Origin of the sequence: Microbacterium phosphatis (genome assembly GCF_049177115.1) — a bacterium.
Lineage (GTDB): Bacteria > Actinomycetota > Actinomycetes > Actinomycetales > Microbacteriaceae > Microbacterium > Microbacterium phosphatis.
Window position 1 is genome coordinate 146,736 of the sequence record NZ_CP185370.1, and the last position, 25,536, is coordinate 172,271.

A 25,536-nucleotide genomic window follows, 5' to 3' on the forward strand; every position below is an offset into this window, starting at 1 on the left:
CAGCGATCGATCAGAGGTCGACCGTCTGCACGATGAGGCGGGTCGGGTGTGCTCCGCCGTGCCGGATCGTCCAGGTCGCGACCTGCGGCTCGCCCGGTTCGCCTGCCGGGCCGCAGGAGTTCGTCCCCACCTCCCATCGCGGAGACGAGCTCTGGGCGATGTCGACCCGCAGCCGGTGGCCGCGCGAGAACGTGTGCGCGGTCGCCCACAGATCGACCTCGAACTCCTCGTCGCGACCGGGGGTGAGGGGCCGCCGCTCGCCGCGGCCGGTCACGGAGTCGACCCCGCGCGCCGATCCGCGCTGCACGCCGTCGGCGATCACCCGCACCGTCCCGTCGGGGTGCTCATCGCACAGGCGCACAACGACGTCCGCGTCGGTTCCCGTGGTCGACAGGTGCACAACGGCGCGCACCGCTCCCACCACGGTCACGTCCGCGGTGAGCGGCTCCGTGCGCCACGTCATCACGTCCGGGCGGGCCTCGATGACGCGCTGATCCGCGGGACCCGCGTCGAAGCCGCCGAACAGCAGCACGGCGCCTCCCTGGGTCGGAACAGGATCGTGCGGGTCGCTGACGAGCGTCCGGTCGCCTGCGGCCGGCGTCGTCGAGATCGCGCCGTCGGCGCCGAGCAGCAGCTCGACGGTGCGGGCGGAGGGAGGGGGGAACTCCTCGAGGGCGAGCCAGCGGTTCGCACCCATCACGAACACCTGCACCGGCGCATCCGGCAGCGGGGCCCCGCGCAGGGCCCCGTCGAACCAGCGCACGTGCTGCGTGGTGAGGTCGCCGTCGCCCCAGAGGTGATCGGCGGCTGCCGTGGGGCCGAAATCGACGCCCGCGATCTCGGAGCCCATGCTCGCGTGCGACCAGGGACCGATGATCAGGCGCGGCGCAGGGGATCCGGTGGTGCGCGCCGCCTCGGCCAGTCGCCGGTGCAGCTCGAGCGTCGAGCCGAGGAACACGTCGAACCACCCGCCGATCACCAGCGCGGGCACGGCCACCGCCCCGATCCGGTCGCCGATCTTGCCGACCCGCTGGATCGCGGCATCGAGCGGCGCGCGCAGCCTGTCCAGCCCCCAGGCGACGATGGGCTCCACGTCGGGTCGCTCCGACAGGGCACCCGCGCGATAGGCGGAGCCGTCGGCGATGGCGCGCTCGGTCGCCTCCCAGCGCTCCTGCCGCGCCGCGCGGCGATCCGCATCGGGGACGCGTGCGATCTCGTGAGGCGCGATGGCGTAGTGGGTCCATGCCAGCGTGCTGCCGATCTCGGGCACACCACCGCGGAAGCGGAAGCCGTCGAATGCCGACAGCGCCGGGCTGATCGCCGGCGCGACGGCCTTCACCTCGGCGCCGCCGAGGAGGGCGGCGTACTGCGTGTCGGAGGCATACGACCCGCCCCACATGCCCACCGCTCCCGTGCACTCGGCCCGTGCGGCGAGCCAGGCCACCGCCTCGGCGCCGTCGGCCGCCTCCTGAGCGCAGGGGTCGAACGCCCCGTCCGAGCCGAATCGTCCGCGCACGTCCTGCAGGGCGACGAGGTAGCCGGCCGCGGTCAGGCGTGCCACGTCGACCATGCCGGCGACCTCGTCGCCCGCCACGTCGTACGGATGCCGCAGCAGCAGCGCCGGCCATGGCCCTTCGCCCTCCGGGAGCAGCAGAACGGTGTGCAGGCGCGTGCCGTCGCCGAGCACGCACTTCTCCTCGCGGCGTCGCAGGCGCATAGGGCAAGGCTAGGGCCCGCGGGCGCCGACGCCCGCCCGGATGCGCTCAGTCCTGGCCGCGCACGGTCCGTGCGACGGCGAGGAAGGCCGCCACGGCGTCGGCGACGTGGCCCTCCCGCCACGACAGGTCGATGCGCGCGGGAGGGATGTCGTGGATCGGCACGAACGCGAGGTCGTCGCGCCGGTAGTGCGTCTCGGCGGACGCGGCGGCGATGTTGACGCCGATGCCCGCCGCGCACAGCTCCATGAGCCCCTCGACGCCGTCCGCCTGGGCCACCACGCGGGGGCGGGCGCCGCTCGGGCGCGGATCCACGAGCCACCAGTCGCGCACGGGCGGGGGCACGTCGCCGATCGTGACGAAGCCGAGGTCGTCGGTCTCGGTGATCGAGATCGACGCGCGGGACGCGAGCGGATGATCCGCCGGCATCACGAGCACACGGGCCTCGTCCGCGAGCGGCTCGGCCAGGATGCCCTCGCCGGCCGCCTCCTCGGCCGGGCCGATCACGACATCCACGTCGCCCCGCCGGAGGCTTCCCGCCCCCTCGAAGAACGCCAGGCGCACGAGCTCGACCCGGACGCGCGGCTGGGTCTCGACGACCTCGCGCAGGATCCGCGTGGTGACGCTGCCCGCGCCCGCGGCGACGACGCCGACACGGAGAAGGGCCGCCGCATCGCTGCCGGGCCGCCACCTGTCGACCGCGCGATGGGTGCGCTCGGCCTCTCGGGCGAGGGGCAGCAGCTCGCGGCCGGCCGCCGTGAGCGCGACGCTGCGAGGGCCGCGCTCGAACAGCTGCGCGCCGAGCGTGCGCTCGAGGCGCGCGATCTGCTGGCTGAGCGACGGCGCCGCGATCCGCAGGCGCTCGGCCGCGCGGCCGAAATGCAGCTCGTCGGCGACCGCGACGAAGTACCGCACCTGCGCCGCCGTGACGTTCACAAGCGCCATCTTAGGCTCCGCCTCATGCTCGTTCGCGGACCGGTCGTGGAGGCGCGCCGCCGGCCCGGCGAGGCTGGATGGGGCCCGCGCCCGCGGCGCCGATCGTCTCTTCGCAACAAGGAGGTTGCCGTGACCGACATCCCGTCCGCACTGCCCGCCGCGCCCGCTCCCTACTTCCTCGACCAGGTCGAGGGGGACAAGCTCGTGATGTTCGACCAGCTGTTCACGCTGGTCACGACGCGGCCGCAGACCGACGGCCAGTTCGATGCGTTCTTCACCGACGGCAACCCGGGCCGCCCGGTGCCGCCCCACTTCCACGCGCTGACGCACGAGACCTTCTTCGTCGTGGACGGCGCGATCCAGCTGTGGATCGACGACCGCAACGGCTTCCGCGAGACGCGTGTGCTCGAGGCCGGCGGGTTCGGATACGTGCCGAAGGACTGCATCCACTCGTACCGGATCGTGAAGACCGGCCGCATCTTCGGCGTCACGAGCGCCGGGTTCTCCGACTTCTTCCGGGCGGTCGGCCGCCCGACCGACAAGGCCGGCATCCCCGATCCGGCCGACTTCCACATCCCCACGCCCGAGTTCATGGCGCAGCAGGGGGCCCTCCACGACGTCAACTTCGTGCCGGGCTACGAGCTGTGGGACTGACCGCATGACGGACCTGCGCGACGTCCCCTTCTCCGTCGTGCCGGGCTTCCGGCCGCTCGCGCTCGACGTGCTGTCGCCGGAGGGAGCGGGGCCTCATCCGGTCGTCGTGTTCGTGCACGGCGGCGGCTGGCGCGTCGGCGACCGCCGCACGTTCGTCCCCACGTTCCCCGCGGCGCGGGGCTTCGATCTGATCCGCGCCGCGGGATTCGCGGTGGTGTCGATCGACTATCGGCTGACGGGGGAGGCGGTCTTCCCTGCGCAGCTCGACGACGTGCGCGCGGCTCTCGCCTGGGTGCGCGCGCACGGGCCGGAGCACGGGCTCGACGCGACCCGGATGGTGCTGTGGGGCGAGTCGGCCGGCGGCCATCTCTCCGCGCTCGCGGGCCTCGACCGGCAGCGAGGGGTGCGCGGCGTTGTGGACTGGTACGGGCCTTCCGACCTGATCGCCTTCCCGGCGCCCGGACCGGACGACGAGCGGCCGACCCGCGAGGAGTCGCTCGTCGGCGGTCCGATCCCGGAGCACACCGACCTCGCCCGCGCCGCGAGCCCCGCCCGCCGGGCGCATGCCGAGGCGCCGCCGTTCCACATCGCGCACGGCGACGCGGACGACCTCGTGCCCCCGGCCCAGAGCGAGGCGCTGCACGAGGCGCTGCGGGCCCAGGGCGTCGAGAGCACCCTGACGCTCGTGCCGGGCGCGGGCCACATGTGGCGGGGCGTCGCCGATCCTGCCGCGGTGATGGATCCGGCGCTCGCGTTCGCCCGTCGGGTCACCGCCTGACAGGCCCCGCCGCACCGCGCACGGGAAAGGGCCGGTCGCCGACGGCGACCGGCCCTTTCCCGTGCCGTCAGCGGACCGTGACCGCCCGGGCCTCGCGCACGGCCGCCGCGTAGGCGTCGAAGCTCGGCTTGGGAGTGCGTGCGAACGTCTCGCGGTCGACCGCGACGAGGCCGAGCTTCGGGCCGTAGCCGAAGATCCACTCGAAGTTGTCCATCAGCGTCCAGTGGCAGTAGCCGAGCGCGGGGGTGCCCGACGCGATCTCGCGCTCGAGCTCGGCCAGCGCGGCCGGGATGAATGCGGCGCGCTGGGTGTCGTCGTCGGTCTGGATGCCGTGCTCGGTCACCAGCACCGGAACACCCGAGCGCTGGTACGCGTAGCGCACCGCGCCGGCGAGCGCCCCCGGCTCGATGACGGAGCCCATGCCGTTGCGCGGGCCGTCGATTGCGACCTCGCCGTCGGCGTCGAACGTGAAGCGCTCGTAGTTCTGCACGCCGATGAAGTCGTCCTCGCGCGCCACGTCGAGCCAGTGGTCGTAGACGGCGGCCCGGCGGGCGTCGCGGTGGTGCTCGCCGCCGGGGAGGGCGACGTCGTCGGCGATCGCGATCGAGAGGCCGACGGGCAGGTCGCCCCGCTGCGCCTTCGCCGCCGCGACGGCCGCCCGGTGGGCGGTCGTGAAGGCCTCCTGGAAGTCGGCCTGCGCGTGCGCCGGGATGACGTTGGACGCGTAGTAGCGGGCGCTCCCCGCGGCGCGGGCGGCGGAGGCCAGCATGTCCTGCTTGATCTGCTCGGCGATGGGCGGGAGCTTCCCGCCCGCCTGCAGCAGCTGCTCGAGGTTCGGCTCGTTGATCGTGACCACCGAGGCGAGGCGGTCGCCGAGCCGCGCGACGACGCGATCGGCCTGCGCCGCGAACAGGTCGGCCGCATCCGGCGCGAGCCACGAGCCCGCGGCCGAGAACCAGTGGGGGGCGGCGAAGTGATTGAGCGTGACCAGCGGGGCGAGGCCGCGCTCGAGCGCCGCGTCGACGACGCGCTCGTAGTGGTCGAGCTCGCGCTCGACCACTACGCCGCGCTGGGGCTCGATGCGCGCCCACTCGACGGAGAAGCGCAGGGCGTTCAGACCCCGGGCCGCGACCAGGTCCTGGTCGCTCTCGAACAGGTCGTAGCCGCGGCACGCGTCGCCCGAGGGCTCGCGGAACAGCGTCGGCGTCGTGTGCTCGAGGAACCAGATGTCCGAGTGCACGTTGGCGCCCTCGTTCTGGTGGCCGGCCGTGGCGACGCCCCAGAGGAAGTCGTCGGGGAAGGAGGTCATGATCCTGCTTTCGGTGTCGGAGGGGGAGAGGGCGGCCGCCTCGGAGGGCGGCCGCCCGGTGCGGTCAGCGAGCGCTGCGGACGAACAGGATGACCAGCCCGCCGGCGGTCGCGGCCAGCGCGCCCGCGATGAACAGCGCCGAGAAGTTCGGGCCCGCCGCGCCCGCCCCGATCGCGAGCAGCGCCGGCGCGATGGCCGCCACGATCGTGACCGGCAGGTTGTCGGCGATCTTGAGGATGCCGAGGTCCTTCGCGGGGTTGTCGGGGTCCGGCAGCACCTGGGTGGCCAGCACGAGCTCGACCGAGAAGTACACACCCTGCCCGAGGCCGACCACGGCGCAGGCGACGAGGTAGAAGCCGAAGTCGGGAGCGTTCGAGGCGAGCACGAGGCCGACGGCCAGGATCACCGCGGCGATCAGGACGAACGGCTTGCGCACGCCGAGCTTGTCGCTCAGCTTGCCGATGGCGGGGGCCGCCAGCAGCGTGGCGCCCAGGTTGACGACCACGGTGAGCAGGATCGAGCCGCCGAGGCCCGCGGGGTCGAGGTGGAGCTTCTGCAGCAGGTAGATCGCCTGGTAGCCGTTCAGCGCCGCGACGCCGGAGAACACGAGCATGCGGCTCGTGAAGATCCACGCGAAGCTCGGGTGCGCGATCGGGTTCACCCAGAACATCTTCACCAGGGAGCCGAAGTCGAACCGCGGCTGGGGGAAGTCGAACTTGGGGTCGTGGACGACGAGCGCCAGCAGCAGCATGCCCACGACGGCCAGCGCGGTCGGGATGCCCACCAGCGGCACGAGCTGCGCGCCGAAGGGCACAGACACGGCCATGCCGAACAGCGCGCCGATCGGGGTGGCCATGCTGGTCAGCGCCGTGGCGACGCCGCGTCGGTCGGCGGGGAGCTGATCGGTGAGCAGCGCGATCACGGTGACGCTCGCGATGACGAAGCCCGTCGTGATCAGCAGGTGCGCGAGCACGAAGACCGGCACGTTCGGCGCCGTGACGAGCAGCACGGCACCGACGGCGAACGCGATGGCGCCCAGCACGAGGAACGGACGGCGACGGCCGAACTTCGACCGCGACCGGTCGCTGAGCGTGCCGAAGACCGGCAGTGCGATGAGCGTGAGCACTCCGGCGATCCCGCTCGAGATCGAGATGGTGGTCGTCGCGGTGGCGGCGTCGATCTCGGTCGCCTTGAGCGTGAGCGTCAGCAGCGCCGCGGACATCTGGGCCGCGGCGGCGCCGACCATCGCGAGGACCAGGAAGAAGACGAAGCCGCGGCGCGGTCGCAGGTTCTGTCGGAACAGCGCGGTCGGCGTGGGCTCGGCGACCGGGGCCGTGACGAGCGACGGGGCCGTCGGGGCGGCCGATTCGGGGGTGTTCATGGCTGGCTTCCTTGCCGGCGGCCGTGGGTGCGGCCGCGCCTTGTGAGTCGGGATCCCGCGGGAGCGGGTTGCGTGGACGCTAACACGAAAACATGGAGGCAGCAATGTTTTCGCCGATGGTTGATACGGTGCTGTTATGGCAGGGCCCCGTGGCGAGTACCGCAAGACCGCCGAGCGGCGCACCCAGATCCTCGATGCGGCGCTGGAGGTGTTCTCGAAGAACGGCTACTCCGCGAGCTCGGTGAACGAGATCGCGCGCGTCGTCGGGATCACGCAGACCGGCGTGCTGCACCACTTCGCGGGCGGCAAGATGGCGCTGCTGCGCGCGGTGCTCGAGCGTCGTGACGCGGCCGCCCAGGGGATGCTCGAGGGGAAGCACGGACGCGACTTCCTGAAGGCCATGGTCGAGATCTCGCGCACGCAGCGCGGCCAGCGCGGCGTCGTCCAGCTCTACACGATCCTGGCCGCCGAGGCCACGGACCCGGACCACCCGGCTCACGAGTACTTCACGCAGCGCTTCGCGGTGATCGCCGACGCCGTCACCGTCGCTTACGAGCAGGTGCGCGCGGACGGCGGCCTGCGCGAGGGCGTCGACCCCCGGCGCGCGGCGATCAGCTCCCTGGCCTCGATCGAGGGGCTGCAGCTGCTGTGGCTCGACGGCCTCGACGTGGACATCGCCGAAGACAGCGCGCGCACGATCAGCGGGTTCCTCACCGACCCGCTGTGACCCGTCCGTCAGTGCGCGAAGGCGACGGACGGCGCCGGCGGCTGCGGGGCGAGGAAGCGGCAGGAGAACGTGTGGGTTCCCGAGCCGATCGTCACCGGATCCGATCCGTCCGGCAGCAGCACCTCGGCCTCGGTCGACGGCGGGATGGTCACCACGAGCGAGAACGCCTCGCCCTCCAGGGTCCAGCCGACCGCGGCGGAGCCGTACGGCGTCTCGTGAGTGGTCGACGCCCACGTGAGGTGCGGTGACGGCAGGGGCGCCACGCGGATGCGGCGGTAGGCGGGCGCGGCAGGGGCCAGGCCCGCGACGCGGCGCTGCAGGAAGTCGGCGACGGCCCCCAGGGCGTAGTGGTTGAACGACGTCATGTCGCCCGGGTTGATGCTGCCGTCGGGCAGCATCGAGTTCCACCGCTCCCAGATCGTCGTCGCCCCCATCGTCACGGCGTAGAGCCAGGAGGGGCACTCGCGCTGCATCAGCAGCTCCCACGCCGCGGCGCCGTTTCCGGTGTCGGCCAGCGCGTCGCACACGTGTGGTGTGCCGAGGAACCCGGATCCGATCCGGAACCCGTCGGCGAGCACCTGCTGCGCCAGCAGCTCGCCCGCATGCGCCCGCTGGGCCTCATCGAGCAGGTCGAACCGGATCGCGAGGGCGTAGGCCGTCTGCGAGGCGAACGCCGCGCGCCCCGAGGGCGTCAGGTATTCGTCGCGGAAGCGGGCCCGGGCGCGCTCGAACAGAGCCTCGTACCGGGCCTCGTCCCCGGGCTCGTCCAGCACCGCCGCGGCGTCGCGCATGATCCGGGCCGACTGTGCGAGGTAGGCGACCGCGACCGGCTGCCACGGCAGTCGGGCGGCCCACGGCTGGTCGTCGGGCGCGGCGGCGTCCAGCCAGTCGCCGAACGAGAAGCCCGACGCGAACGCGAGCTCGGGCCCGCCCCGGGCGGCGAAGCGGTCGGTCCAGGCCTTCATGGACCTCCACTGGCGGCGCAGCACACCCGCGTCGCCGTATCGCTCGTACAGCGTCCACGGCACGACGGTCGCCGCGTCGCCCCAGCCGGCCTCGGCATCGAGCGGCGGCATCTTCTCGTCGGCAACGAACCACGGCACGTACACGGGCACGTTCCCGTCGTCGAACTGGTCGGCCGCGAGATCCTTGAGCCAGCCGGCCAGCATCCCGCCGGTGTCGTACAGGTAGGCGGCGGTGGGGGCGAACACCTGGAGGTCACCCGTCCAGCCGAGCCGCTCGTCGCGCTGGGGGCAGTCGGTGGGCACGTCGAGGAAGTTGCCTCGCATCCCCCACACGACGTTCTCGTGCAGCCGGCTCAGGAGCGGATCGGATGCGGCGAACGTGCCCGTCCGGCGCATGTCGGTGTGCGTGACGACCGCGACGAACGCCGTGGGGTCGAGCTCGCCGGGCCACCCCGTCACCTCCGCGTAGCGGAAGCCGTGGAAGGTGAAGGCCGGCTCGTACGTGAACGCGGTGCCGTCGCTGACGATCTCGTCGGTCGCGTCCGCCGCGCGCAGGGGGCGCGTGCCCAGCTCGCCGTGCTCGAGCACCTCGGCGTGGCGCAGGGTGATCGCCGTGCCGGCCGCGGCGCGGGGCACCCGCACGCGCAGGCGCCCGACGAGGTTCTGGCCGAAGTCGAGGATCGTGCGGCCCGATGGCGTGGCGATCGTCTCGACCGGGGTCAGCGTCTCGACGCGTCGGACCGGCGGGCCGTCGGGGGCCACCAGCGTGGCGGCGTCGTAGGGCACAACCGCGACCGCGTCCCAGTCGGCGTCGTCGAATCCCGGGGTGTCCCAGCCGCGGCGCTCGCGGCGGGCGTCGTAGGTCTCGCCCCCGTACAGGTCCGCCCGCGTGAGCGGCCCCAGCGTCGAGCGCCAGCCCTCGTCGGTGCCGTACGTGCGGACCGAGCCGTCGGCGAGCGTCACCTCGAGCTGGACGAGCGCGGCCGTCCGATCGCCGTAGACGTCGCGCCGGCCGCCGAAGCCCAGGTAGCCGCGGAACCATCCGTCCGCGAGGTGCACGCCGATCGCGTTGGCCCCGGGGCGCAGTGCCTCCGTGACATCCCAGGTGCGGTAGCGCAGCCGCCGGGCGTAGGTGGTCCAGCCGGGGTGGAGCACGTCGTCGCCGACCGGGGCGCCGTTGAGGCTGAGCGCCATGACGCCGTGCGCGGTGGCGCGCAGTCGTGCGCGCACCACGTCTGCCGGCACCTCGACCTCGCCGCGCAGCAGGGCCGCGGGCTCTCCTCCCTCGCCCGCCGGCGGCAGGGTGGGCGAGATCATGCGCGCGGTCCAGAGGGCCGGATCGAGCAGACCCGCCTCGACCGGCACGGGCGCGCTCCAGGCCGAGGACGATCCCTCCGCTCCCCACACGCGCACACGCACCTCCTGGCGCTGCCGGCTGGCGAGCGGCGCGAAGGGCCAGGCCACAAGCACCTGGTCGGTCGACTCGACCCGTCCGGTCGTGGCGCCGCCGGCCTCGACCTCGTACGCCGCCTGACGCCATCCGGGTGTTTCGGCGCCCGTGACCCAGGACAGGCGCGGTGTGGCCTCGCCGATCCCGAGCGGTTCGGAGTGGTGCTCGATCGTGATCCGGTCGACGGTGATCATCGGGTGCTCCCTTGCTGCCTGGATCGTCAGGCTACCTGAAAACATGAAAGGCAACATATTTTCACCCCACCCGACGCGATGCGCTCGACATCGGGCGGATCCGTCCAGGCGCGACGCGAGACAATGGAACCATGGCCGATCGCAACGACACCCTGTTCGCCCACGCCCGCGAGGTCATCCCGGGCGGCGTGAACTCGCCCGTGCGCGCGTACGGATCCGTCGGCGGCACGCCGCGCTTCGTGCAGTCGGCGCGCGGCCCGTACATCACGGACGCGGCGGGGCGCGAGTACGTCGACCTGGTCGCCTCGTGGGGCCCGGCGCTGCTCGGCCACGCGCACCCGGAGGTCGTCGAGGCGGTGAGGGAGGCTGCCACCCGCGGGCTCTCGTTCGGCGCCCCGACCGAGGGCGAGGTAGAGCTCGCCGACGTCGTGGCCCAGCGGGTGACCGCCGGGGGGCTGCGCCCCATCGAGCAGGTGCGTCTGGTGTCCACGGGCACCGAGGCCACCATGACCGCGATCCGCCTCGCGCGCGGGGTGACCGGCCGCGACCTGCTCATCAAGTTCGACGGCAACTACCACGGCCACTCGGACGGCCTCCTCGCGTCGGCCGGATCGGGCCTCGCGACGCTCGCCCTGCCGGGCACCGCCGGTGTTCCCGCGCCCATCGCCGCCCAGACGCTCGTCGCCCCCTACGGCGACCTCGACGCGGTGCGCGAGATCTTCGCCGAGCTCGGCGACCGCATCGCGGCGATCATCGTCGAGGCCGCCCCCGCCAACATGGGCGTTGTGCGACCCGCCGCCGGCTACAACCAGGGCCTCGCGGCGATCGCGCACGAGCACGGCGCGCTGCTGATCCTCGACGAGGTGCTCACCGGATTCCGCGTCGGCCCGGCCGGCTTCTGGGGCCTGCAGGTCGAGGGCGGCGAGCTGTACGAGCCCGACATCATCACCTTCGGCAAGGTCATCGGCGGCGGCATGCCGCTCGCGGCGCTCGGCGGCAGGGCCGAGGTCATGAGCCAGCTCGCGCCGGTCGGCCCGGTCTACCAAGCGGGCACCCTCTCGGGGAACCCGCTCTCGGTCGCCGCCGGCCTCGCGACCCTGCGGCTGGCCACACCCGAGGTGTACGCCGCCGTCGACGCGAACGCCGCCCGCGTGGCCGAGCTGGTCTCCGCCGCGCTCGCCGCGGAGGGCGTCGAGCACGCGATCTCGAGCGCCGGCAGCCTGTTCAACCCGGTCTTCGCCGCCGAGGCGCCCCGCGACTACCCCGCCGCCAAGGCGCAGGCCTCGTTCCGGTACGGCCCGTTCTTCCACGCCATGCTCGACGCGGGCGTCTCGCTGCCGCCGAGCGTGTTCGAGGCGTGGTTCCTCACCGCCGCGCACGACGACGCGGTGCTGGGCCGCATCGCCGACGCGCTCCCGGCCGCGGCCCGGGCCGCGGCGGCCGCACAGGGCTGACGCGCGCCGCCGTCGCGACACGCCCCGGATTCCGCGGCGTGGGCGACGGATTCGGGCCCACGGGGCCCGCGGGCAGAACTCCCCGCGTAGACTGGCGGGACACTTTCCGCCTGCCTGAGCCGCCGCGTTCGACGAGCCCGAGGAGACGCCCATGCTGCCTCTCCTGTTTTCGTTCGCCGCAGGGTCCCTGATCCTGACGGTGCTCGCGAAGCCGCTCGGCGCGCGGGTGTTCTACGTCGGAGCGCTCTTCCCGCTCGCCGCCTTCCTGCACGCCGCCTGGTCCGGCGGCCGGGTGCTGAGCGGGGACATCCCGTTCTCGGCATATGAGTGGATCCGCCCCCTCGGCATCGAGATCTCGATGCGGATGGACACGCTCGGCTGGATCATGGCCCTCGTTGTGAGCGGCGTCGGCGCCCTGGTGATGCTCTACTGCCGCTGGTACTTCCGCGGCAAGACCGAGGGCCTCGGAGGGTTCTCGAGCGTGCTGCTCGCCTTCGCCGGAGCGATGTACGGCCTGGTGCTGACCGACGACATCGTGGTGCTCGCGATGTTCTGGGAGATCACCAGCGTCCTGTCCTACCTGCTCATCGGGCACTACCACCTCCGTGCCGCCAGCCGCCGCGCGGCCCTGCAGGCCCTGCTGGTGACGACCCTCGGCGGCCTGGTGATGCTCATCGGCGTGGTGATGCTCGCGGTCATCACCGAGACGACCAGCATGAGCACGATCCTCGCCGACGCCCCCACCGGGCCGCTGGTGAACGTCGCGCTGGTGCTGCTGCTGGTCGGCGCGCTCAGCAAGTCGGCGATCTTCCCCTTCCACTTCTGGCTGCCCGGCGCCATGGCCGCGCCCACCCCGGTGAGCGCGTACCTCCACGCCGCCGCGATGGTGAAGGCGGGCATCTACCTGCTCGCGCGCTTCGCGCCGACGTTCGCCGAATCGGATCCGTGGCGCCCGATCCTCGTCACCCTCGGCGTCTTCACGATGCTGCTCGGCGGCGTGCAGGCGCTGCGCGAGAGCGACCTGAAGCGCATCCTCGCGTTCGGCACGGTGAGCCAGCTCGGGTTCATCTCGGTGGTGATCGGCTACGGCACCCGCGATGCGGCGCTCGCCGGCATGGCGCTGCTGCTCGGGCACGCGTTCTTCAAGTCGGCGCTGTTCCTCGTGGTGGGTGTGATCGACCGCCAGCTGAACACGCGTGACATCGGCGAGCTGTCGGGCGTGGGCAGGCAGGCGCCCGTGATGGCGGTGATCTCGTTCGTCGCGATCGGCTCGATGGCGGGCCTGCCGCCCACCCTCGGCTTCCTCGCCAAGGAGGGCGCGTTCACCGCGTTCCTCGAGGCCTGGGGCGCCGGCGAGGGCTGGGGCATGGCGGCACTGGTCGGCATCACGCTCGGATCCATGCTGACCGTGGCATATGGCGCGCGGTTCCTGTGGGGCGCGTTCTGGACCAAGCGCGGTGCCGACGGCGCACCCGCCCCCGCGACCGAATGGCCCGACCCGCCGATCGGCTTCCTGGCCGTGCCGCTGATCCTCTCGATCCTGAGCCTCGTCGGCGGCATCGCCGCCCCCGTGCTCGACAGGTCGATCGCCCCCTACGCCGACACGGCGGCCGCCGTCGCGCCCGTCGCCGAGCACACCGCCCACCTCGCGCTCTGGCACGGCCCCGGCCCCGCGCTGCTGCTGTCGGGGGTGACCCTGGCGGGCGGCGCGCTGATCCTCTGGTTCGCTCTGGCCTCGGGCTTCGACCGCACGGGGCGCGTGCTGCGCTTCACCGCCAGCGACGTCTACTACGAGGTCACCCGCGGGGTCGACCGGCTCTCCGTCATCGTCACCACCGTCACCCAGCGCGGCTCGCTGCCCATCTACGTCGCCACGATCTTCATCGTGCTGGTGGTCGCCGAGGGCGTGGTGCTGTTCGCGGCCCCCGACTGGCGGATCGCGCTCGACGCGTGGCAGCACCCCGTGCAGCTCGCCGTCGCCCCGCTCATGATCGGCGCGGGCATCATCGCCGTGCGCGCCCGCAAGCGCTACACGGGCGTGGTGCTCGTGGCGGTCACCGGACTCGGCATGATCACGCTGTTCGCGATGATCGGCGCCCCCGACCTCGCCCTCACGCAGGTGCTGGTCGAGACCGTCACCCTCGTCGCCTTCGCGCTGGTGCTGCGCCGCCTGCCCTCGCGCATGGGCGCGCACAACGGCACCGCCGCCCCCGTGCTGCGGGCGCTGCTGGCGATCGCCGTCGGCGCGACGATGGCCGTGCTCGTGGTCATCGCCTCCAGCGCGCGCGTGCACCGCTCGGTCTCCGAGGGCTGGGAGGACCTGGCGTACCGGATCGGCCACGGCAAGAACGTCGTCAACGTCGCGCTGGTCGACCTGCGCGGCTGGGACACGATGGGCGAGCTGTCGGTGCTGATCCTGGCGGCCACGGGCGTCGCCTCGCTGGTGTTCGTCACCCACCGCAGCGACACCCTGCAGCGGCTCACCCGCGGGCTGCCCGGCGCCACCCGCGCCCAGCCGGTGGCGGTGGAGGGGCGTGGCGGCAAGGGCGGCGGCCATCCCCGTGCCTGGCTCGTCGGCGGTCCGAAGATGAGCGCCGAGTCGCGGTCGATCGTGCTCGAGGTCATCGTGCGGATCCTCTTCCACACGATCATCGTGGTGTCGATCTACCTGCTCTTCGCCGGCCACAACCTGCCGGGCGGCGGCTTCGCGGGCGGCCTCGTCGCGGGCATGGCCCTCGTGATGCGCTACATCGCGGGCGGCCGGTACGAGCTCGGCGTCGCGGCCCCGACCGACGCCGGCTGGCTGCTGGGCAGCGGCATGATCCTCGCCGTCTCGACCACGCTCGTCCCGCTCGTGCTGGGGGCGGATCCGCTCACGCGCGCCGTGTGGGAGGCCGACCTGCCGATCCTCGGCCACGTCGAGTTCGTCACCTCCACCATCTTCGACATCGGCGTCTACCTGGTTGTGATCGGTCTCGTCCTCGATGTCCTGCGCAGCCTCGGCGCCGAGGTCGACCGCCAGATGAAGGGCGAGGACGAGCGCTTCACCGCGAGCGTCAGCACCGCCACCGACACCGTCTCGACGCAGCAGGAGGGCGGACGATGAGCGTCTCCCTCACCCTCGTCATCATCATGGGCGTGCTCTACGCCGCCGGCGTCTACGCGATGCTCGAGCGCAGCCTCACCCGGGTGCTCATCGGCTTCCTGCTGCTGGGCAACGCGACCAACCTGCTGCTGCTCATCGTTATGGGCTTCCCCGGCACGGCCCCCTTCGCCGGCGAGGCCGACTACCCGGGTGACGAGGGCGCGCACAGCGATCCGCTGCCGCAGGCCCTGATGCTGACGGCGATCGTCATCACCTTCGCCGTCAGCGCGTTCCTGCTCGCCCTCATCTACCGCTCCTGGCAGCTGGGCCAGGCCGACACCGTCGAGGACGACGCCGAGGACCTCGCGCTGCGCACCCGCACCGCCGAAGCCGAGGCGGCGCTCGGCGAGGAGATCGCCGTCGAGGCGCCCACCGACTTCGTCGACGCGGTCGCCGCGCCCCTGCGCGCGATCGACGGCGCCGACGCCCTCGGCCTCCTGCCCGACGCCCCGGTGAACCTGCCGGACGACCGCAAGCCCGAGGGGGACCGCGAATGACCCCCAGCCTGCTCGTCCCGCTGGTCGTCGGCCTGCCGCTGTTCGGCGCCGCGATCACGCTCGTCGCGGGTCGCCGCCGCAAGCTGCAGGTCAGCATCTCGGTGACCACGCTGATCCTGACGCTCGCGCTCGCGATCGTGATGTTCCTCATCGTCGACGCGGGCACACCGCTGGCGGTGTCGGTCGCCGGCTGGCCGCTGCCCTTCGGGATCGTGCTCTACGTCGACCGCCTGGCGGCCCTGCTCGTGGCGGTGTCGAGCCTCGTGCTGCTGGCGGTCCTGCTCTTCTCGGTCGGCCAGGGCGCCGCCGACGGCGACGACGAGACGCCGGTGTCGATCTTCCACCCGACGTATCTGATCCTCGCGGCCGGCATCTTCGACGCGTTCATCGCGGGCGACCTGTTCAACCTCTACGTCGGCTTCGAGATGCTGCTGGTGGCCTCGTACGTGCTCATCACGCTGGGCAGCACCGAGTCGCGCATCCGCACGGGCGTGGTGTACATCGTCGTCTCGCTGGTGTCGTCTGTGCTGTTCCTGTCGGCCGTCGCCGTGATCTACGGCGCGCTCGGCACGGTGAACATGGCCCAGATCGCCGAGCGGATGGTCGATCTGCCCGAGAACGTGCAGCTGCTGCTGCACCTGCTGCTGCTCGTCGCGTTCGGCGTGAAGGCCGCGGTGTTCCCGCTGTCGTTCTGGCTGCCCGACTCGTACCCGACGGCGCCCGCGCCGGTCACGGCGGTGTTCGCGGGCCTGCTGACGAAGGTCGGCGTCTACGCGATGATCCGCACCGAGACGCAGCTGTTCGCCGAGAGCGACGTCAACACGCTGCTGCTGGTCGTGGCGCTCGCGACGATGATCGTCGGCGTGCTGGGCGCGGTCGCCCAGGCCGAGCTGAAGCGGATCCTGTCGTTCACCCTCGTCAGCCACGTCGGCTACATGGTGTTCGGCCTCGCGATCGCGACGCCGGCGGCGATCGGCGCCACCGTCTACTACACGGTGCACCACATCGTTGTGCAGACGACGCTGTTCCTCGCCGTGGGCCTCATCGAGCGCCGGGCGGGCAGCACGTCGATCCTCAAGGTGAAGGGCCTGTTCCGCGCCGCGCCCGTGCTGGCCGCGCTGTACCTGATCCCCGCGCTGAACCTCGGCGGCCTGCCGCCCTTCTCGGGCTTCATCGGCAAGTTCGCGCTGTTCGACGCGGCCGCCCAGATCGGCACGCCGCTGATGTACACGCTCATCGTGGGCGGCATCGTCACCTCGCTGCTGACGCTCTACGCCCTGATGCGCGCGTGGAACCTGTCGTTCTGGCGCGAGGAGGACGACTCGGTCGAGACCGAGGCCCGCATCCAGCACCTCGAGAACGCCCCCGCCGCCGACGAGGTCAGCGAGCGCCGGGTGATCCCGCGCATCATGACCGCCGCGACGACCGGCATGGTCGTCGTCTCCGTCGCCCTGACCGTGTTCGCCGGTCCCCTCTACGAGATCTGCGAGCGGATCGGATCCGGCCTGCTCGAGCCCGTCTCACTGGTCCAGCTGATCCAGGTGGAGGAGGACTCATGAGCCCCACCCTCCGCGCCCAGGCCTCGCGCGTGTGGCGGCAGCTGCCCTTCTTCGTCTGGCTCGTCCTGCTGTGGATGATGCTGTGGGGTCAGTTCACGGCGCTGGCCGTGCTCAGCGGTGTGGTCGTCGCGCTGATCGTCACCCGCACGTTCCACCTGCCCACCGCGGCGCTGTCGGGGCGCGTGAATCTCTGGCACGGGCTGGTGTTCATCGTGCTGTTCCTCGCCGAGCTGGTGCGGGGCGCGATCACCGTGGCCTGGCAGGCGCTCGGCCCGGGCGTGACGCCCTCGGCCATCATCCGCGTCCCGCTGCGCACCGACGACGACCTGATCATGACCCACGTCGCCGTCACCGCGTCGCTCATCCCCGGCTCGCTCATCGTCGAGACCGATCGCGAGTCGCGCGTGCTCTACCTGCACGTGCTCGGCGTGCGCGACCGCGCGGACGCCGACGCGCAGCGCCGCAGCGTGCTCGTCTGGGAGGAGCGGATCGTCCGCGCCGTCGGCTCGCGGGCCGCCCTCGCCGCGATCCGGAAGGGGACGCCATGATCGACACCGTGCTGCTGGCGGCGATCCTGATCGCCTTCGCCGTGGCCGCCGCGCTCACGATCGTCCGGATCGTGGTGGGCCCGTCGATCCTGGATCGCGCGGTCGCCAGTGACGTGCTGCTCACCGAGGTGCTGTGCGTGCTCGGGGCCGAGGCGGCGATCAACCAGCACGTGCGCACGATCCCGATCATGCTGATCATCGCGGCGGTCGGGGTGTTCGGATCCATCGCGGTCGCGCGCTTCGTCGCGCGACGGGACCAGCAGGGGGATCGCTGATGGAGGAGATCCTCGACACCGCCTCGCTGGTGCTCGTGCTGCTGGGGGCGCTGCTGTGCATCACGGCCGCGATCGGCCTGCTGCGCTTCCGCGACGTGCCGCAGCGCCTGCACGCCGCGACCAAGCCCCAGGTGCTGGGCCTGCTGCTGATCGCCATCGCCGTGGCCCTGTCGCTGCGCTCCTGGACCGTGGTCTTCTCGCTGGTGCCGGTCGTCCTGATCCAGATGGCGACCGCCCCGCTCAGCGCGCACATGATCGGCCGCCAGGCCTATCGCAACGGCGACGTGCAGGGGCTCGTCCTCGACGAGCTCGCCGAGGAGCCCGGCCACCCCGAGATCGGCCCGTAGGGTTCCTGGCCTCGGGCGCCGCCGAGGCGGGGCCCGGCTACGGAGCCGCGCGGCGGACCCGGGGCAGCCACACCCCCACACGCGAGCGGTACGCGCGGAACTCGTCGCCGAACCGCGCCTCGAGGTCGGCCTCCTCGTGCGGGTGGACGAGGTGGTGCCAGATCAGGGATCCGCACAGCGCGTAGAGGATGACGAGCCACGACCCGAGGATCATTCCGACGGCCACCCCCTGGGCGATGCCCGCGAGCGCCATGGGGTTGCGGACGAGGCGATAGGGCCCGGCGACCACCAGCCGGCGCGGCAGGGCCGAGGGGAGCGGCGTCCCGGACCCGCGCGTCGACATCGCGTACGCCGACCAGAGGCCCAGCGCGGTCGCGGCGATCAGCACAACCACCCCCGCCGCCGACACGGCCTCGCCAAGGGGGAAGTGCACCCGCCACCGCCGCTCGCACCACGCGATCGCCAGCGGGATCACGCCGAGGAAAAGCCCCCAGAACACGATGATCTGCAGCCCCGTCTGGGCGAGCAGCACCGCCGGCCGGGTGCCGCGGGCCGTGCGGAACGCGAAGGGCCCGAGCAGCAGCCGCTCGCCGGGCAGCCGGCCGAGCGCGACCAGGGCGGTGGCGAACACGGTCGCGGCCGACGAGGCGATCATCAGCACGGCGCCCCATCCGGCCGCCTGCGTGAGCGTGGCGTACAGCGCCATGCCCGCCGTCACGACCAGGGTCCAGGGCACAACGACCCACAGCGCGCCACGGATTCCCGCGGCCACAAGCGCCGACCCGACCACGAACAGCGGGATGTCGAGCGATCCGACGAGAACCGGATCCAGCCCGCCGAGGGTCGCGCGGCGCACGCCGGGAAGGGTGAACACGCCCAGCCACCACGCCGCACCGGCCAGCGCCTGCACGGCGAAGTACCCGCGCCCGAGGCTCGTTCCCACCCGCTCACCGTAGCGGGGCGCGCGGCCCCGAGTCGCTCCGTCGGGGGGATGCGTTCCGTAGGACCGCAGGGCGGGCTTTCGCCCTACGGTGCGCATTTCCCCGACCGAAGGGAAGGCATGAGCGGCCGCATCTCTCGTCCACAGCGCCGCGCGCCCCCGATCCTCCTCCACAGCCACCCGGATCCGCGGGGCATCCGCGAGGGTCACGGCACGCTGACGGGATGGATCCGGTCTTCCCCCTCGTCGCCATCGGAGGCATCGCCCGCGGCGAGGCGCTCGCGCGCCGCGGAGTCACGCGCGCGGGCCTGCGCGCGGCGGTGCACGAGGGGCGGATCCACCGGATCCGGCGGGGCTGGTACAGCCTCCCCGAGGCCGACCCCGAGCTGCGCGCGGCCGCCCGCGTCGGCGGCCTCGTCAGCTGCGTGTCGCTCACCCGGCGCCGGGGCCTGTGGGATCCGCCCGCATCGGGGCACCACCTGGCGATGGAGCCGCACGCGCGGATGATGAGCGAGCCGACCGGGGCCGTGCACGTCCATTGGGCGGCCCCCGTGCTGCCGCGTGATCCGGATCGCGTCGAGGACCGGATCGAGAACGCGCTTGTGCTCGTCGCGGCCTGCCAGCCGTACGAGCACGGCCTCGCGATCTGGGAGTCGGCGATGAGCAGGGGGCTGCTCGACCGGGAGGTGCTGGGCGGGCTCGCCCTGCCGCCCGCCGCGCGCCGGCTGCTGCGCGACGCCGAGCCGTTCGCCGACGCGGGCACCGAGACCTACGTCATGACGCGCCTCCGCTGGATGAGGCTCCCGCTGCGTCGTCAGGTCTGGCTCGCGGGCCACCCGGTCGACCTCCTCATCGGCGAGCGGCTGGTGATCCAGATCGACGGCGGCACCCACGTGGATCACCAGCGGCTGCTCGACAACGCCCACGATGCGCGCCTGCGGCTGCAGGGGTACACCGTGATCCGCGTGGGCTACCGGCAGATCTTCGACGACTGGCCCGCCGTGCAGCACCTGATCGCCACGGCCGTCGGCCAGGGGTTGCACCTCGCGCCGCGGCGGCCATGAGCACTCCATAGGGGCGATCCCTTCCGAAGGAGCGCTTCGCGGGGTCCCCTCCTACGGAGCGCATTCCTCCGACGGAAGGGCCGCCGATCCCGCTCCGCGCGGGCCCGGATCCGGGCCCGACGGAAAAGTTTCGTCGTGTGTCACGCCGATCTGACTTCCTCCGGGTCGATACGTAGCGTGGGACACCTGCACTTCGCAGAAATCCTCACGGCAGACCTCATAAGGGAGCATCATGACCACTCGCACTCAGCACATCGCCCGCGTCCTCGCGCCGGTGGCGATGCTGGGCATGGTGGCTCTCGCGGGCTGCTCGGCGACCGCCGCGGACGCGGAGGCCGAGCTCGGCACCGAGCAGCGCCCCGTCAAGCTCGGCGTGGTCGGCGCCAGCGACCCGTACTGGGACGTCTTCGAGAAGGCCGTCGAGGCCGAGGGCATCGAGCTCGAGATCCAGGACTTCACCGAGTACACGCAGCCGAACCCGGCGCTCAGCGAGGGCGAGCTGGACATCAACCAGTTCCAGCACATCCAGTACCTCGCCGACTACAACGTGAGCGCGGGCGATGACCTGCAGCCCATCGGCGCCACGGCGATCTACCCGCTGTCGCTGTTCTCCGACAAGTACGACTCGGTCGAGGACATCCCCGACGGCGAGACCGTGGTCGTGCCGAACGACACGACCAACCAGGCCCGCGGCCTGCTGGTGCTGCAGTCGGCCGGCCTCATCGAGCTGAAGGACGGCGGCTCGTCGTTCTCGACCCCCGCCGACGTGCTCGACAGCTCGCGGGTGAAGGTGGAGGCCGTCGACGCCGCCATCACGCCCACGTCGCTCCCGGACGTCGCGGCCGCGATCATCAACAACGACTTCGTCACCACCGCCGGCATCGACCCCGAGTCGGCCATCGCCTCGGATGACCCCGCCGACTCGACCGCCGCGCCGTACATCAACATCTTCGCGGTGAAGAAGGCCGACGTCGACAACGAGGTGCTCGCCAAGCTCGTCGAGATCTACCAGACGAACCAGGACGTGCTCGACGGCGTGCAGGAGGTCTCCGGCGGCACCGCGGTGTTCGCCACGAACCCCGCCGACGAGCTGCAGAGCGCGCTCGCCGAGGTCGAGGCGAACATCCAGAAGTAAGCCGCATCGCGCCCATCCGCCCGTGACCTGCCGGTCCGGGCGGATCGGCATTCTCGCCCGAGGCGAGGGTGGGGCGCTGCGACGGAGAGACCCATGACACACATCCGGATCACCGACGTCAGCAAGACGTACCCTCCCCAGCGCCGCGGGGGAGCACCCGTGACCGCGGTCGACGCCGTCAGCCTCGAGATCGACAAGGGCGACGTCTTCGGTGTCATCGGGTACTCCGGCGCCGGCAAGTCGACCCTCGTGCGCCTCATCAACGGCCTGGAGCCGGTCACGGCCGGCTCGATCGAGGTCGACGGCGTCGACGTCACCACGCTGTCCGAGGCGAAGCTGCGCCAGGTGCGCCAGGGGATCGGCATGATCTTCCAGCGCTTCAACCTGCTGCGCTCGCGCACGATCCGCGGCAACGTCGCCTACCCCCTCGAGGTGGCGGGCATCCCGCGCGCGCAGCGCGCGGCGCGCGTGGACGAGCTGCTCGAGTTCGTCGGCCTGTCCGAGAAGGCCGACGCCTACCCCGAGCAGCTCTCGGGCGGGCAGCAGCAGCGCGTGGGCATCGCCCGCGCGCTGGCTGCCAGCCCCGCCATCCTGCTGGCCGACGAGGCCACGAGCGCCCTGGATCCCGAGACGACCGATGAGGTGCTGGATCTGCTCGCGCGCGTCAACCGCGAACTGGGCGTGACGATCGTCGTCATCACGCACGAGATGGACGTCATCACCCGGATCGCGAACAAGGTCGCCGTCATGGAGGGCGGCCGCGTCGTCGAGCAGGGCAGCACCTACGACGTCTTCACGAGCCCGCGCACCGACACCGCGCGCCGGTTCGTGCGCACCGTGGTCCGCGCGCTCCCGGACGGCGACGCGCTCGCGGCCCTGCGCGCCCAGCACCGCGGCCGGTTCTTCACGATCGCGTTCACCGACGCGGGCGCGAGCGAGGCGCGTGTCTTCGGCGCGCTGGCCCGCGCGGGCCTCGACTTCCAGCTGGTGCACGGCGGCGTCGACGACATCCAGGGCCGCGTCTACGGTCTGCTCACCATCGTGGTGCGCGGCGACGACGAGGCCATCGCCACCGCGCTGGACGGGATCGGATCGGGCGTCACGATCACGGAGGTGACGGCATGAGCGATCTGCTGGACCAGCTGACGACCCTCGCGCCCGACCTGCTCGAGCAGACCGGCATCACCCTGTGGCTCGTGGTGGCCTCGCTGCTGTTCGGCGGCGTCGGCGGCCTCGTGGTGGGCACCACCCTCACGGTCACGCGCCGCGGGGCGATCCTCGCCCAGCCCGTGGTCTACGGGATCCTCAACGCCCTCGTGAACACGATCCGCCCGATCCCGTTCATCATCTTCCTCGTCGCCCTGCAGCCGCTCGCGCGCGCGGTGATCGGGAAGGGCATCGGCAACGAGGCGATCATCTTCGTGATGTCGCTCGCCGCGACCTTCGGGATCGCGCGCATCGTGGAGCAGAACCTCGTGACGGTCGACCCCGGCGTGATCGAGGCGGCCCGGTCGACCGGGGCGAGCCCGTGGCGCATCGTCTTCACGGTGATCCTCGCCGAGGGGGCGGGCCCCCTGATCCTGGGGTACACCTTCGCGATCATCGCGCTCATCGACATGTCGGCGGTCGCGGGCATGGCCGGCGGCCAGGGCCTCGGCAACTACGCGGTCGCCTACGGCCTGCGTCAGTTCGACGAGGTGGTCACCTGGTCGGCGCTCGTCATCATCATCGTGGTGACCCAGGTGGTGCAGGGGCTCGGCAACTGGCTCGCGCGCCGCGTGCTGCGGCGCTGATCCTCGCGCGGCGTCCACCCGACGCGCTGGCGCGCGGGGCATGGGTGGGTGTGCCCCTGCGGCCCGGGCCCGGTTGACGATACTCTGCGGCGTGTCCGTCGCATTCGTCGTACGGGCATCGGATCAATTGGGGGGTTGATGTGACCTGTCCTCGCTGCACCGCCGGGCTCCCGGCGGTCGCTCACTTCTGTCAGGCGTGCGGGCTCGACCTGCGCTCGGGCGACGGCTCGCGTCGCCGCTCGTTCGCCGTGAAGCCGGATGAGCCGGTGACGTCGTTCGCGCTGATCTCGACGATCATGCCGCGCGGCGCCGGCCAGCACCCGCAGACGTACCGGATCGCGCTGACGATCGGTCTCGTCGTCGCGCTGATCGCGGCGATCTTCGGGGCGCTGCCGATCGCGCTGCTCGTGGCGGCGTTCACCGTGCCGCTCGTCTACATCGTCTACCTCTACGACGTGAACCTCTGGGACGACCAGCCCGTGAAGGTGACGGCCGCGGCCTTCGCGCTCACCGGCCTGCTGGCCGCGCTGTTCACCTGGGGCTGGCTGCAGGTCGTGCCCCCGGCGGGTCTCGTCGGCGGCCCGCAGCCGGTGACGCTGCTCATCGTGGGCGTCGCTGTCCCGATCGTCGCGCACGTCCTCATCCAGCTGGGGCCGGTGTATCTCGCCAGCCGCCCGCGCTTCGACGACCTGATGGACGGGCTGACCTTCGGCATCGTCTCGGGCGTCGCGTACTCGACGTTCGACACGCTGGTCCGCCACGGCGCCGCGCTCTTCGGCGGCTTCGTGGCCGACTCGGACCCCGGCACCTGGGTCGCCCTCGTCTTCCTCGAGGGCATGGTCAAGCCGCTGCTCTACGGCACGGCCGCCGGCATCGCCGCCGCCGAGTTCTCGGGCCTCGGCCGGGGCTACGACGGCTTCACTGGGCGCTACGCCCGCGGCCTGGCCGAGGCGATCTTCGCCACGATCGTCTACCAGAGCGGCGCCTACCTGCTCTCGTACCTGCCCGGCTTCCAGGGCGTCGCCCTGACGCTGCTGCTGGGGCTCGCGATCCTGGCCGTGCTGATCCTGCGGGTGCGGGTGGTCCTGCACACCGCTCTCATCGAGGCGGCGCTCGAATCGGCGGCCCGCGGAGACGCGGCGATCGGCGCCGACGGGTCGCTGGCGTTCTGCACCAGCTGCGAGATGCCGCTGCTCGCGGGCGCCGCGTTCTGCAACGCGTGCGGCACCGCGCAGCGCACCCGTCCGCGCCCGTCCGGCGTCGGCCGGCCCGTGGAGGCGCCCCGCACCGCGGCGGAGCCGGTGCCCGTGACATCAGGATCGCCAGGGCCCGTGACGCGCGAGAACCCGATCGGACCCGCGACGACGAACGAGGGGGACCAGTCGTGAGCGACGAGCACGGTCAGCAGCCGATCCCGCCGAAGCCCCCGCTGCCGGGTCAGCCGACCCCGCCCCCGCCCGGGGGCGATCCGGCGGCGGCCCCGCAGACCGCGGGGCAGCCGTTCCCGCCGTCCGCGCACAACCCCTACGCGCCCTCCGCGGCGTACCCAGGTCAGCCGTACGCCGGCCAGCCGTACGCTGGGCAGCCGTATGCGGGGCAGCCCGCCGCGGGTCAGCCGTACGCGGGCCAGCCGTACCCGGGCCAGCCGTACGCGGGTCAGCCCGCTCCGGGTCAGCCGTACCCCGGTCACGCGGGCGCGGGCTACGCCGCCCCGCCCGCCGGCGGGAAGAAGAAGAGCCCCGCGCTGATCCTCGGCCTCGTCGCCGGCGGAGTGGTGCTGATGGCCATCATCGGCACGCTCATCGCGATCTTCACGTCGCCCGCGGCGCAGGAGACCGCCCGCCCCGCCCCGCCGGTGCCGACGGATCAGCCGGCCGCGCCGACGGATCCGGACGAAGACGACCCGGTCGCCCCGTCTCAGCCCTCGGGTGACGCCGTCGCCTTCGGCGACTGCGAGATCGTGCCGGTGCAGGGGTGGACGTTCCACGCCGACGGCTCCGAGTGGGCGTACGGCGAGAGCGGGAACGGCGAGCTCGTCGAGGCGGGCTGCGTCGCGTTCGAGGCGGACACCGACCCGGGCTTTGTGCTCCAGTCGTACTTCGGTGTCCTCGCCGAGGACACCTGCACCGAGTCGGAGGTGCTTTCCGAGCCGGCCGAGGTGGACGCGGGGATCGACGGCCTCGCCGTCGGCTCGGGAGTCCTGGGCTGCCGCGTCTCGAACGCCAACGGCACGTTCGACGTGGCGATCCTGGCTCTCAGCGGAACACGCGACGACGGCCGCACGGTCATCACTGGTCTGTACCTGCTGGAGGGCAGCGACCAGGAGCGGCTGCAGCAGGACTTCTCGGCCATGACGCAGTCGGCCTGGGTGGACCTCCTCGGCGGCTGATCGCAGAACCGCACGGCGGCCACGATCCGATCGGATCGTGGCCGCCGTCTGCGTCGTCCTACACTGAGTCGCATGGCTGAGCATGAGAAGAACACCCCGAGCGACGACGCGAAGGCGAAGTTCCGGGAAGCGCTCGAGCGTAAGAACGCCCAGAACGCGGGAAACCACACCGGGCCCGGCTCCACCCCTCACGGCAGCGGAGCCATCCACGGCACCCACGGCGCGGCGGGCGGCAAGCGAGAGTTCCGCCGCAAGTCGAGCTGACAGGCCTCGGCACAACA

23 protein-coding genes are annotated in these 25,536 nt (G+C 72.4%); 17 read left to right on the top strand and 6 right to left on the bottom strand.

Annotated elements, in window-relative coordinates; genetic code table 11:
• Positions 1-10: 10 nt before the first annotated feature.
• On the bottom strand, positions 11-1,717 hold the full coding sequence (locus ACOKGD_RS00680; protein WP_342336111.1) for a CocE/NonD family hydrolase: 1,707 nt from the start codon (positions 1,715-1,717) through the stop codon (positions 11-13).
• Between the two features lie 46 nt (positions 1,718-1,763).
• Positions 1,764-2,660 carry a LysR family transcriptional regulator gene (locus tag ACOKGD_RS00685; protein WP_342336112.1) on the bottom strand — a complete coding sequence of 299 codons (897 nt, stop codon included), beginning with the start codon at positions 2,658-2,660 and terminating at the stop codon, positions 1,764-1,766.
• Between the two features lie 120 nt (positions 2,661-2,780).
• On the opposite strand from ACOKGD_RS00685, the gene ACOKGD_RS00690 reads away from it, so the two are divergent.
• Positions 2,781-3,305: a quercetin 2,3-dioxygenase gene (locus tag ACOKGD_RS00690; RefSeq protein ID WP_342336113.1), complete on the top strand. Its 525-nt coding sequence runs from the start codon at positions 2,781-2,783 to the stop codon at positions 3,303-3,305.
• Between the two features lie 4 nt (positions 3,306-3,309).
• Positions 3,310-4,083: an alpha/beta hydrolase gene (locus tag ACOKGD_RS00695; protein ID WP_342336114.1), complete on the top strand. Its 774-nt coding sequence runs from the start codon at positions 3,310-3,312 to the stop codon at positions 4,081-4,083.
• Positions 4,084-4,150: 67 nt separating this feature from the next.
• On the opposite strand, the gene ACOKGD_RS00700 is transcribed toward ACOKGD_RS00695, so the two are convergent.
• On the bottom strand, positions 4,151-5,392 hold the full coding sequence (locus ACOKGD_RS00700; protein WP_342336115.1) for a family 1 glycosylhydrolase: 1,242 nt from the start codon (positions 5,390-5,392) through the stop codon (positions 4,151-4,153).
• Between the two features lie 64 nt (positions 5,393-5,456).
• Entirely contained in the window at positions 5,457-6,773 is a 1,317-nt protein-coding gene (locus ACOKGD_RS00705; protein WP_342336117.1) for an MFS transporter, read from the bottom strand.
• 136 nt (positions 6,774-6,909) lie between these two features.
• On the opposite strand from ACOKGD_RS00705, the gene ACOKGD_RS00710 reads away from it, so the two are divergent.
• On the top strand, positions 6,910-7,500 hold the full coding sequence (locus ACOKGD_RS00710) for a TetR/AcrR family transcriptional regulator (protein ID WP_342336118.1): 591 nt from the start codon (positions 6,910-6,912) through the stop codon (positions 7,498-7,500).
• Positions 7,501-7,508: 8 nt separating this feature from the next.
• Here ACOKGD_RS00710 and ACOKGD_RS00715 read toward each other — a convergent pair whose 3' ends face one another.
• On the bottom strand, positions 7,509-10,109 hold the full coding sequence (locus ACOKGD_RS00715) for an alpha-L-rhamnosidase (RefSeq protein ID WP_421355070.1): 2,601 nt from the start codon (positions 10,107-10,109) through the stop codon (positions 7,509-7,511).
• 131 nt (positions 10,110-10,240) lie between these two features.
• On the opposite strand from ACOKGD_RS00715, the gene hemL reads away from it, so the two are divergent.
• From hemL to mnhG, 7 genes are all read left to right on the top strand, one after another.
• The gene (hemL, locus tag ACOKGD_RS00720) at positions 10,241-11,563 is read left to right on the top strand and encodes a glutamate-1-semialdehyde 2,1-aminomutase (RefSeq protein ID WP_342336120.1); all 1,323 of its coding nucleotides are present in this window, start codon (positions 10,241-10,243) and stop codon (positions 11,561-11,563) included.
• A 151-nt stretch (positions 11,564-11,714) separates the two neighbouring features.
• Entirely contained in the window at positions 11,715-14,669 is a 2,955-nt protein-coding gene (locus ACOKGD_RS00725) for a Na+/H+ antiporter subunit A (protein WP_342336121.1), read from the top strand.
• Entirely contained in the window at positions 14,666-15,205 is a 540-nt protein-coding gene (locus ACOKGD_RS00730; RefSeq protein WP_342336123.1) for a Na(+)/H(+) antiporter subunit C, read from the top strand. Before ACOKGD_RS00725 ends, ACOKGD_RS00730 begins: the two co-directional genes overlap by 4 nt.
• Positions 15,202-16,764 carry a Na+/H+ antiporter subunit D gene (locus tag ACOKGD_RS00735; RefSeq protein WP_342336124.1) on the top strand — a complete coding sequence of 521 codons (1,563 nt, stop codon included), beginning with the start codon at positions 15,202-15,204 and terminating at the stop codon, positions 16,762-16,764. The genes ACOKGD_RS00730 and ACOKGD_RS00735 overlap by 4 nt, the downstream gene beginning before the upstream one ends.
• Positions 16,761-17,312 (top strand): Na+/H+ antiporter subunit E, encoded by a 552-nt coding sequence (locus ACOKGD_RS00740; protein WP_342336125.1) that lies wholly within the window; start codon positions 16,761-16,763, stop codon positions 17,310-17,312. Before ACOKGD_RS00735 ends, ACOKGD_RS00740 begins: the two co-directional genes overlap by 4 nt.
• Complete coding sequence (locus ACOKGD_RS00745; protein WP_342336126.1) at positions 17,309-17,587, top strand: monovalent cation/H+ antiporter complex subunit F; 279 nt, start codon at positions 17,309-17,311, stop codon at positions 17,585-17,587. Before ACOKGD_RS00740 ends, ACOKGD_RS00745 begins: the two co-directional genes overlap by 4 nt.
• Complete coding sequence (gene mnhG, locus ACOKGD_RS00750; protein ID WP_342336127.1) at positions 17,587-17,934, top strand: monovalent cation/H(+) antiporter subunit G; 348 nt, start codon at positions 17,587-17,589, stop codon at positions 17,932-17,934. Before ACOKGD_RS00745 ends, mnhG begins: the two co-directional genes overlap by 1 nt.
• Positions 17,935-17,971: 37 nt before the next feature.
• On the opposite strand, the gene ACOKGD_RS00755 is transcribed toward mnhG, so the two are convergent.
• Entirely contained in the window at positions 17,972-18,877 is a 906-nt protein-coding gene (locus tag ACOKGD_RS00755) for a methyltransferase family protein (RefSeq protein ID WP_342336129.1), read from the bottom strand.
• A 221-nt stretch (positions 18,878-19,098) separates the two neighbouring features.
• Between ACOKGD_RS00755 and ACOKGD_RS00760 the strand changes: the two genes are divergently transcribed.
• The 7 genes from ACOKGD_RS00760 to ACOKGD_RS00790 all read left to right on the top strand — a co-directional run bounded on the left by ACOKGD_RS00760 (position 19,099) and on the right by ACOKGD_RS00790 (position 25,519).
• Positions 19,099-19,938: a type IV toxin-antitoxin system AbiEi family antitoxin domain-containing protein gene (locus ACOKGD_RS00760; RefSeq protein ID WP_342336131.1), complete on the top strand. Its 840-nt coding sequence runs from the start codon at positions 19,099-19,101 to the stop codon at positions 19,936-19,938.
• Between the two features lie 232 nt (positions 19,939-20,170).
• Positions 20,171-21,073 carry a MetQ/NlpA family ABC transporter substrate-binding protein gene (locus ACOKGD_RS00765; RefSeq protein ID WP_342336132.1) on the top strand — a complete coding sequence of 301 codons (903 nt, stop codon included), beginning with the start codon at positions 20,171-20,173 and terminating at the stop codon, positions 21,071-21,073.
• A gap of 93 nt (positions 21,074-21,166) precedes the next feature.
• Entirely contained in the window at positions 21,167-22,198 is a 1,032-nt protein-coding gene (locus tag ACOKGD_RS00770) for a methionine ABC transporter ATP-binding protein (RefSeq protein ID WP_342336134.1), read from the top strand.
• Complete coding sequence (locus tag ACOKGD_RS00775; RefSeq protein WP_342336135.1) at positions 22,195-22,866, top strand: methionine ABC transporter permease; 672 nt, start codon at positions 22,195-22,197, stop codon at positions 22,864-22,866. The genes ACOKGD_RS00770 and ACOKGD_RS00775 overlap by 4 nt, the downstream gene beginning before the upstream one ends.
• Before the next feature lie 140 nt (positions 22,867-23,006).
• Positions 23,007-24,254, top strand: a complete 1,248-nt coding sequence (locus ACOKGD_RS00780; RefSeq protein WP_342336136.1) for a hypothetical protein — start codon at positions 23,007-23,009, stop codon at positions 24,252-24,254.
• A complete protein-coding gene (locus ACOKGD_RS00785) occupies positions 24,251-25,255 on the top strand; it encodes a hypothetical protein (protein WP_342336137.1) in 1,005 nt (334 codons plus the stop codon). The genes ACOKGD_RS00780 and ACOKGD_RS00785 overlap by 4 nt, the downstream gene beginning before the upstream one ends.
• 72 nt (positions 25,256-25,327) lie before the next feature.
• The gene (locus tag ACOKGD_RS00790) at positions 25,328-25,519 is read left to right on the top strand and encodes a DUF5302 domain-containing protein (protein WP_342336138.1); all 192 of its coding nucleotides are present in this window, start codon (positions 25,328-25,330) and stop codon (positions 25,517-25,519) included.
• Positions 25,520-25,536: the final 17 nt, after the last annotated feature.

Bases quoted from the DNA above. Each gene is read 5' to 3' on its own strand.
- ACOKGD_RS00745 (WP_342336126.1), top strand. From the start codon at position 17,309: ATGATCGACACCGTGCTGCTGGCGGCGATCCTGATCGCCTTCGCCGTG.
- ACOKGD_RS00680 (WP_342336111.1), bottom strand. From the start codon at position 1,717: ATGCGCCTGCGACGCCGCGAGGAGAAGTGCGTGCTCGGCGACGGCACG.
- ACOKGD_RS00715 (WP_421355070.1), bottom strand. From the start codon at position 10,109: ATGATCACCGTCGACCGGATCACGATCGAGCACCACTCCGAACCGCTC.
- ACOKGD_RS00765 (WP_342336132.1), top strand. From the start codon at position 20,171: ATGACCACTCGCACTCAGCACATCGCCCGCGTCCTCGCGCCGGTGGCG.
- ACOKGD_RS00695 (WP_342336114.1), top strand. From the start codon at position 3,310: ATGACGGACCTGCGCGACGTCCCCTTCTCCGTCGTGCCGGGCTTCCGG.
- ACOKGD_RS00710 (WP_342336118.1), top strand. From the start codon at position 6,910: ATGGCAGGGCCCCGTGGCGAGTACCGCAAGACCGCCGAGCGGCGCACC.
- ACOKGD_RS00740 (WP_342336125.1), top strand. From the start codon at position 16,761: ATGAGCCCCACCCTCCGCGCCCAGGCCTCGCGCGTGTGGCGGCAGCTG.
- ACOKGD_RS00770 (WP_342336134.1), top strand. From the start codon at position 21,167: ATGACACACATCCGGATCACCGACGTCAGCAAGACGTACCCTCCCCAG.
- ACOKGD_RS00725 (WP_342336121.1), top strand. From the start codon at position 11,715: ATGCTGCCTCTCCTGTTTTCGTTCGCCGCAGGGTCCCTGATCCTGACG.
- ACOKGD_RS00735 (WP_342336124.1), top strand. From the start codon at position 15,202: ATGACCCCCAGCCTGCTCGTCCCGCTGGTCGTCGGCCTGCCGCTGTTC.
- ACOKGD_RS00705 (WP_342336117.1), bottom strand. From the start codon at position 6,773: ATGAACACCCCCGAATCGGCCGCCCCGACGGCCCCGTCGCTCGTCACG.
- mnhG (WP_342336127.1), top strand. From the start codon at position 17,587: ATGGAGGAGATCCTCGACACCGCCTCGCTGGTGCTCGTGCTGCTGGGG.
- hemL (WP_342336120.1), top strand. From the start codon at position 10,241: ATGGCCGATCGCAACGACACCCTGTTCGCCCACGCCCGCGAGGTCATC.
- ACOKGD_RS00700 (WP_342336115.1), bottom strand. From the start codon at position 5,392: ATGACCTCCTTCCCCGACGACTTCCTCTGGGGCGTCGCCACGGCCGGC.
- ACOKGD_RS00760 (WP_342336131.1), top strand. From the start codon at position 19,099: ATGGATCCGGTCTTCCCCCTCGTCGCCATCGGAGGCATCGCCCGCGGC.
- ACOKGD_RS00775 (WP_342336135.1), top strand. From the start codon at position 22,195: ATGAGCGATCTGCTGGACCAGCTGACGACCCTCGCGCCCGACCTGCTC.
- ACOKGD_RS00730 (WP_342336123.1), top strand. From the start codon at position 14,666: ATGAGCGTCTCCCTCACCCTCGTCATCATCATGGGCGTGCTCTACGCC.
- ACOKGD_RS00790 (WP_342336138.1), top strand. From the start codon at position 25,328: ATGGCTGAGCATGAGAAGAACACCCCGAGCGACGACGCGAAGGCGAAG.
- ACOKGD_RS00685 (WP_342336112.1), bottom strand. From the start codon at position 2,660: ATGGCGCTTGTGAACGTCACGGCGGCGCAGGTGCGGTACTTCGTCGCG.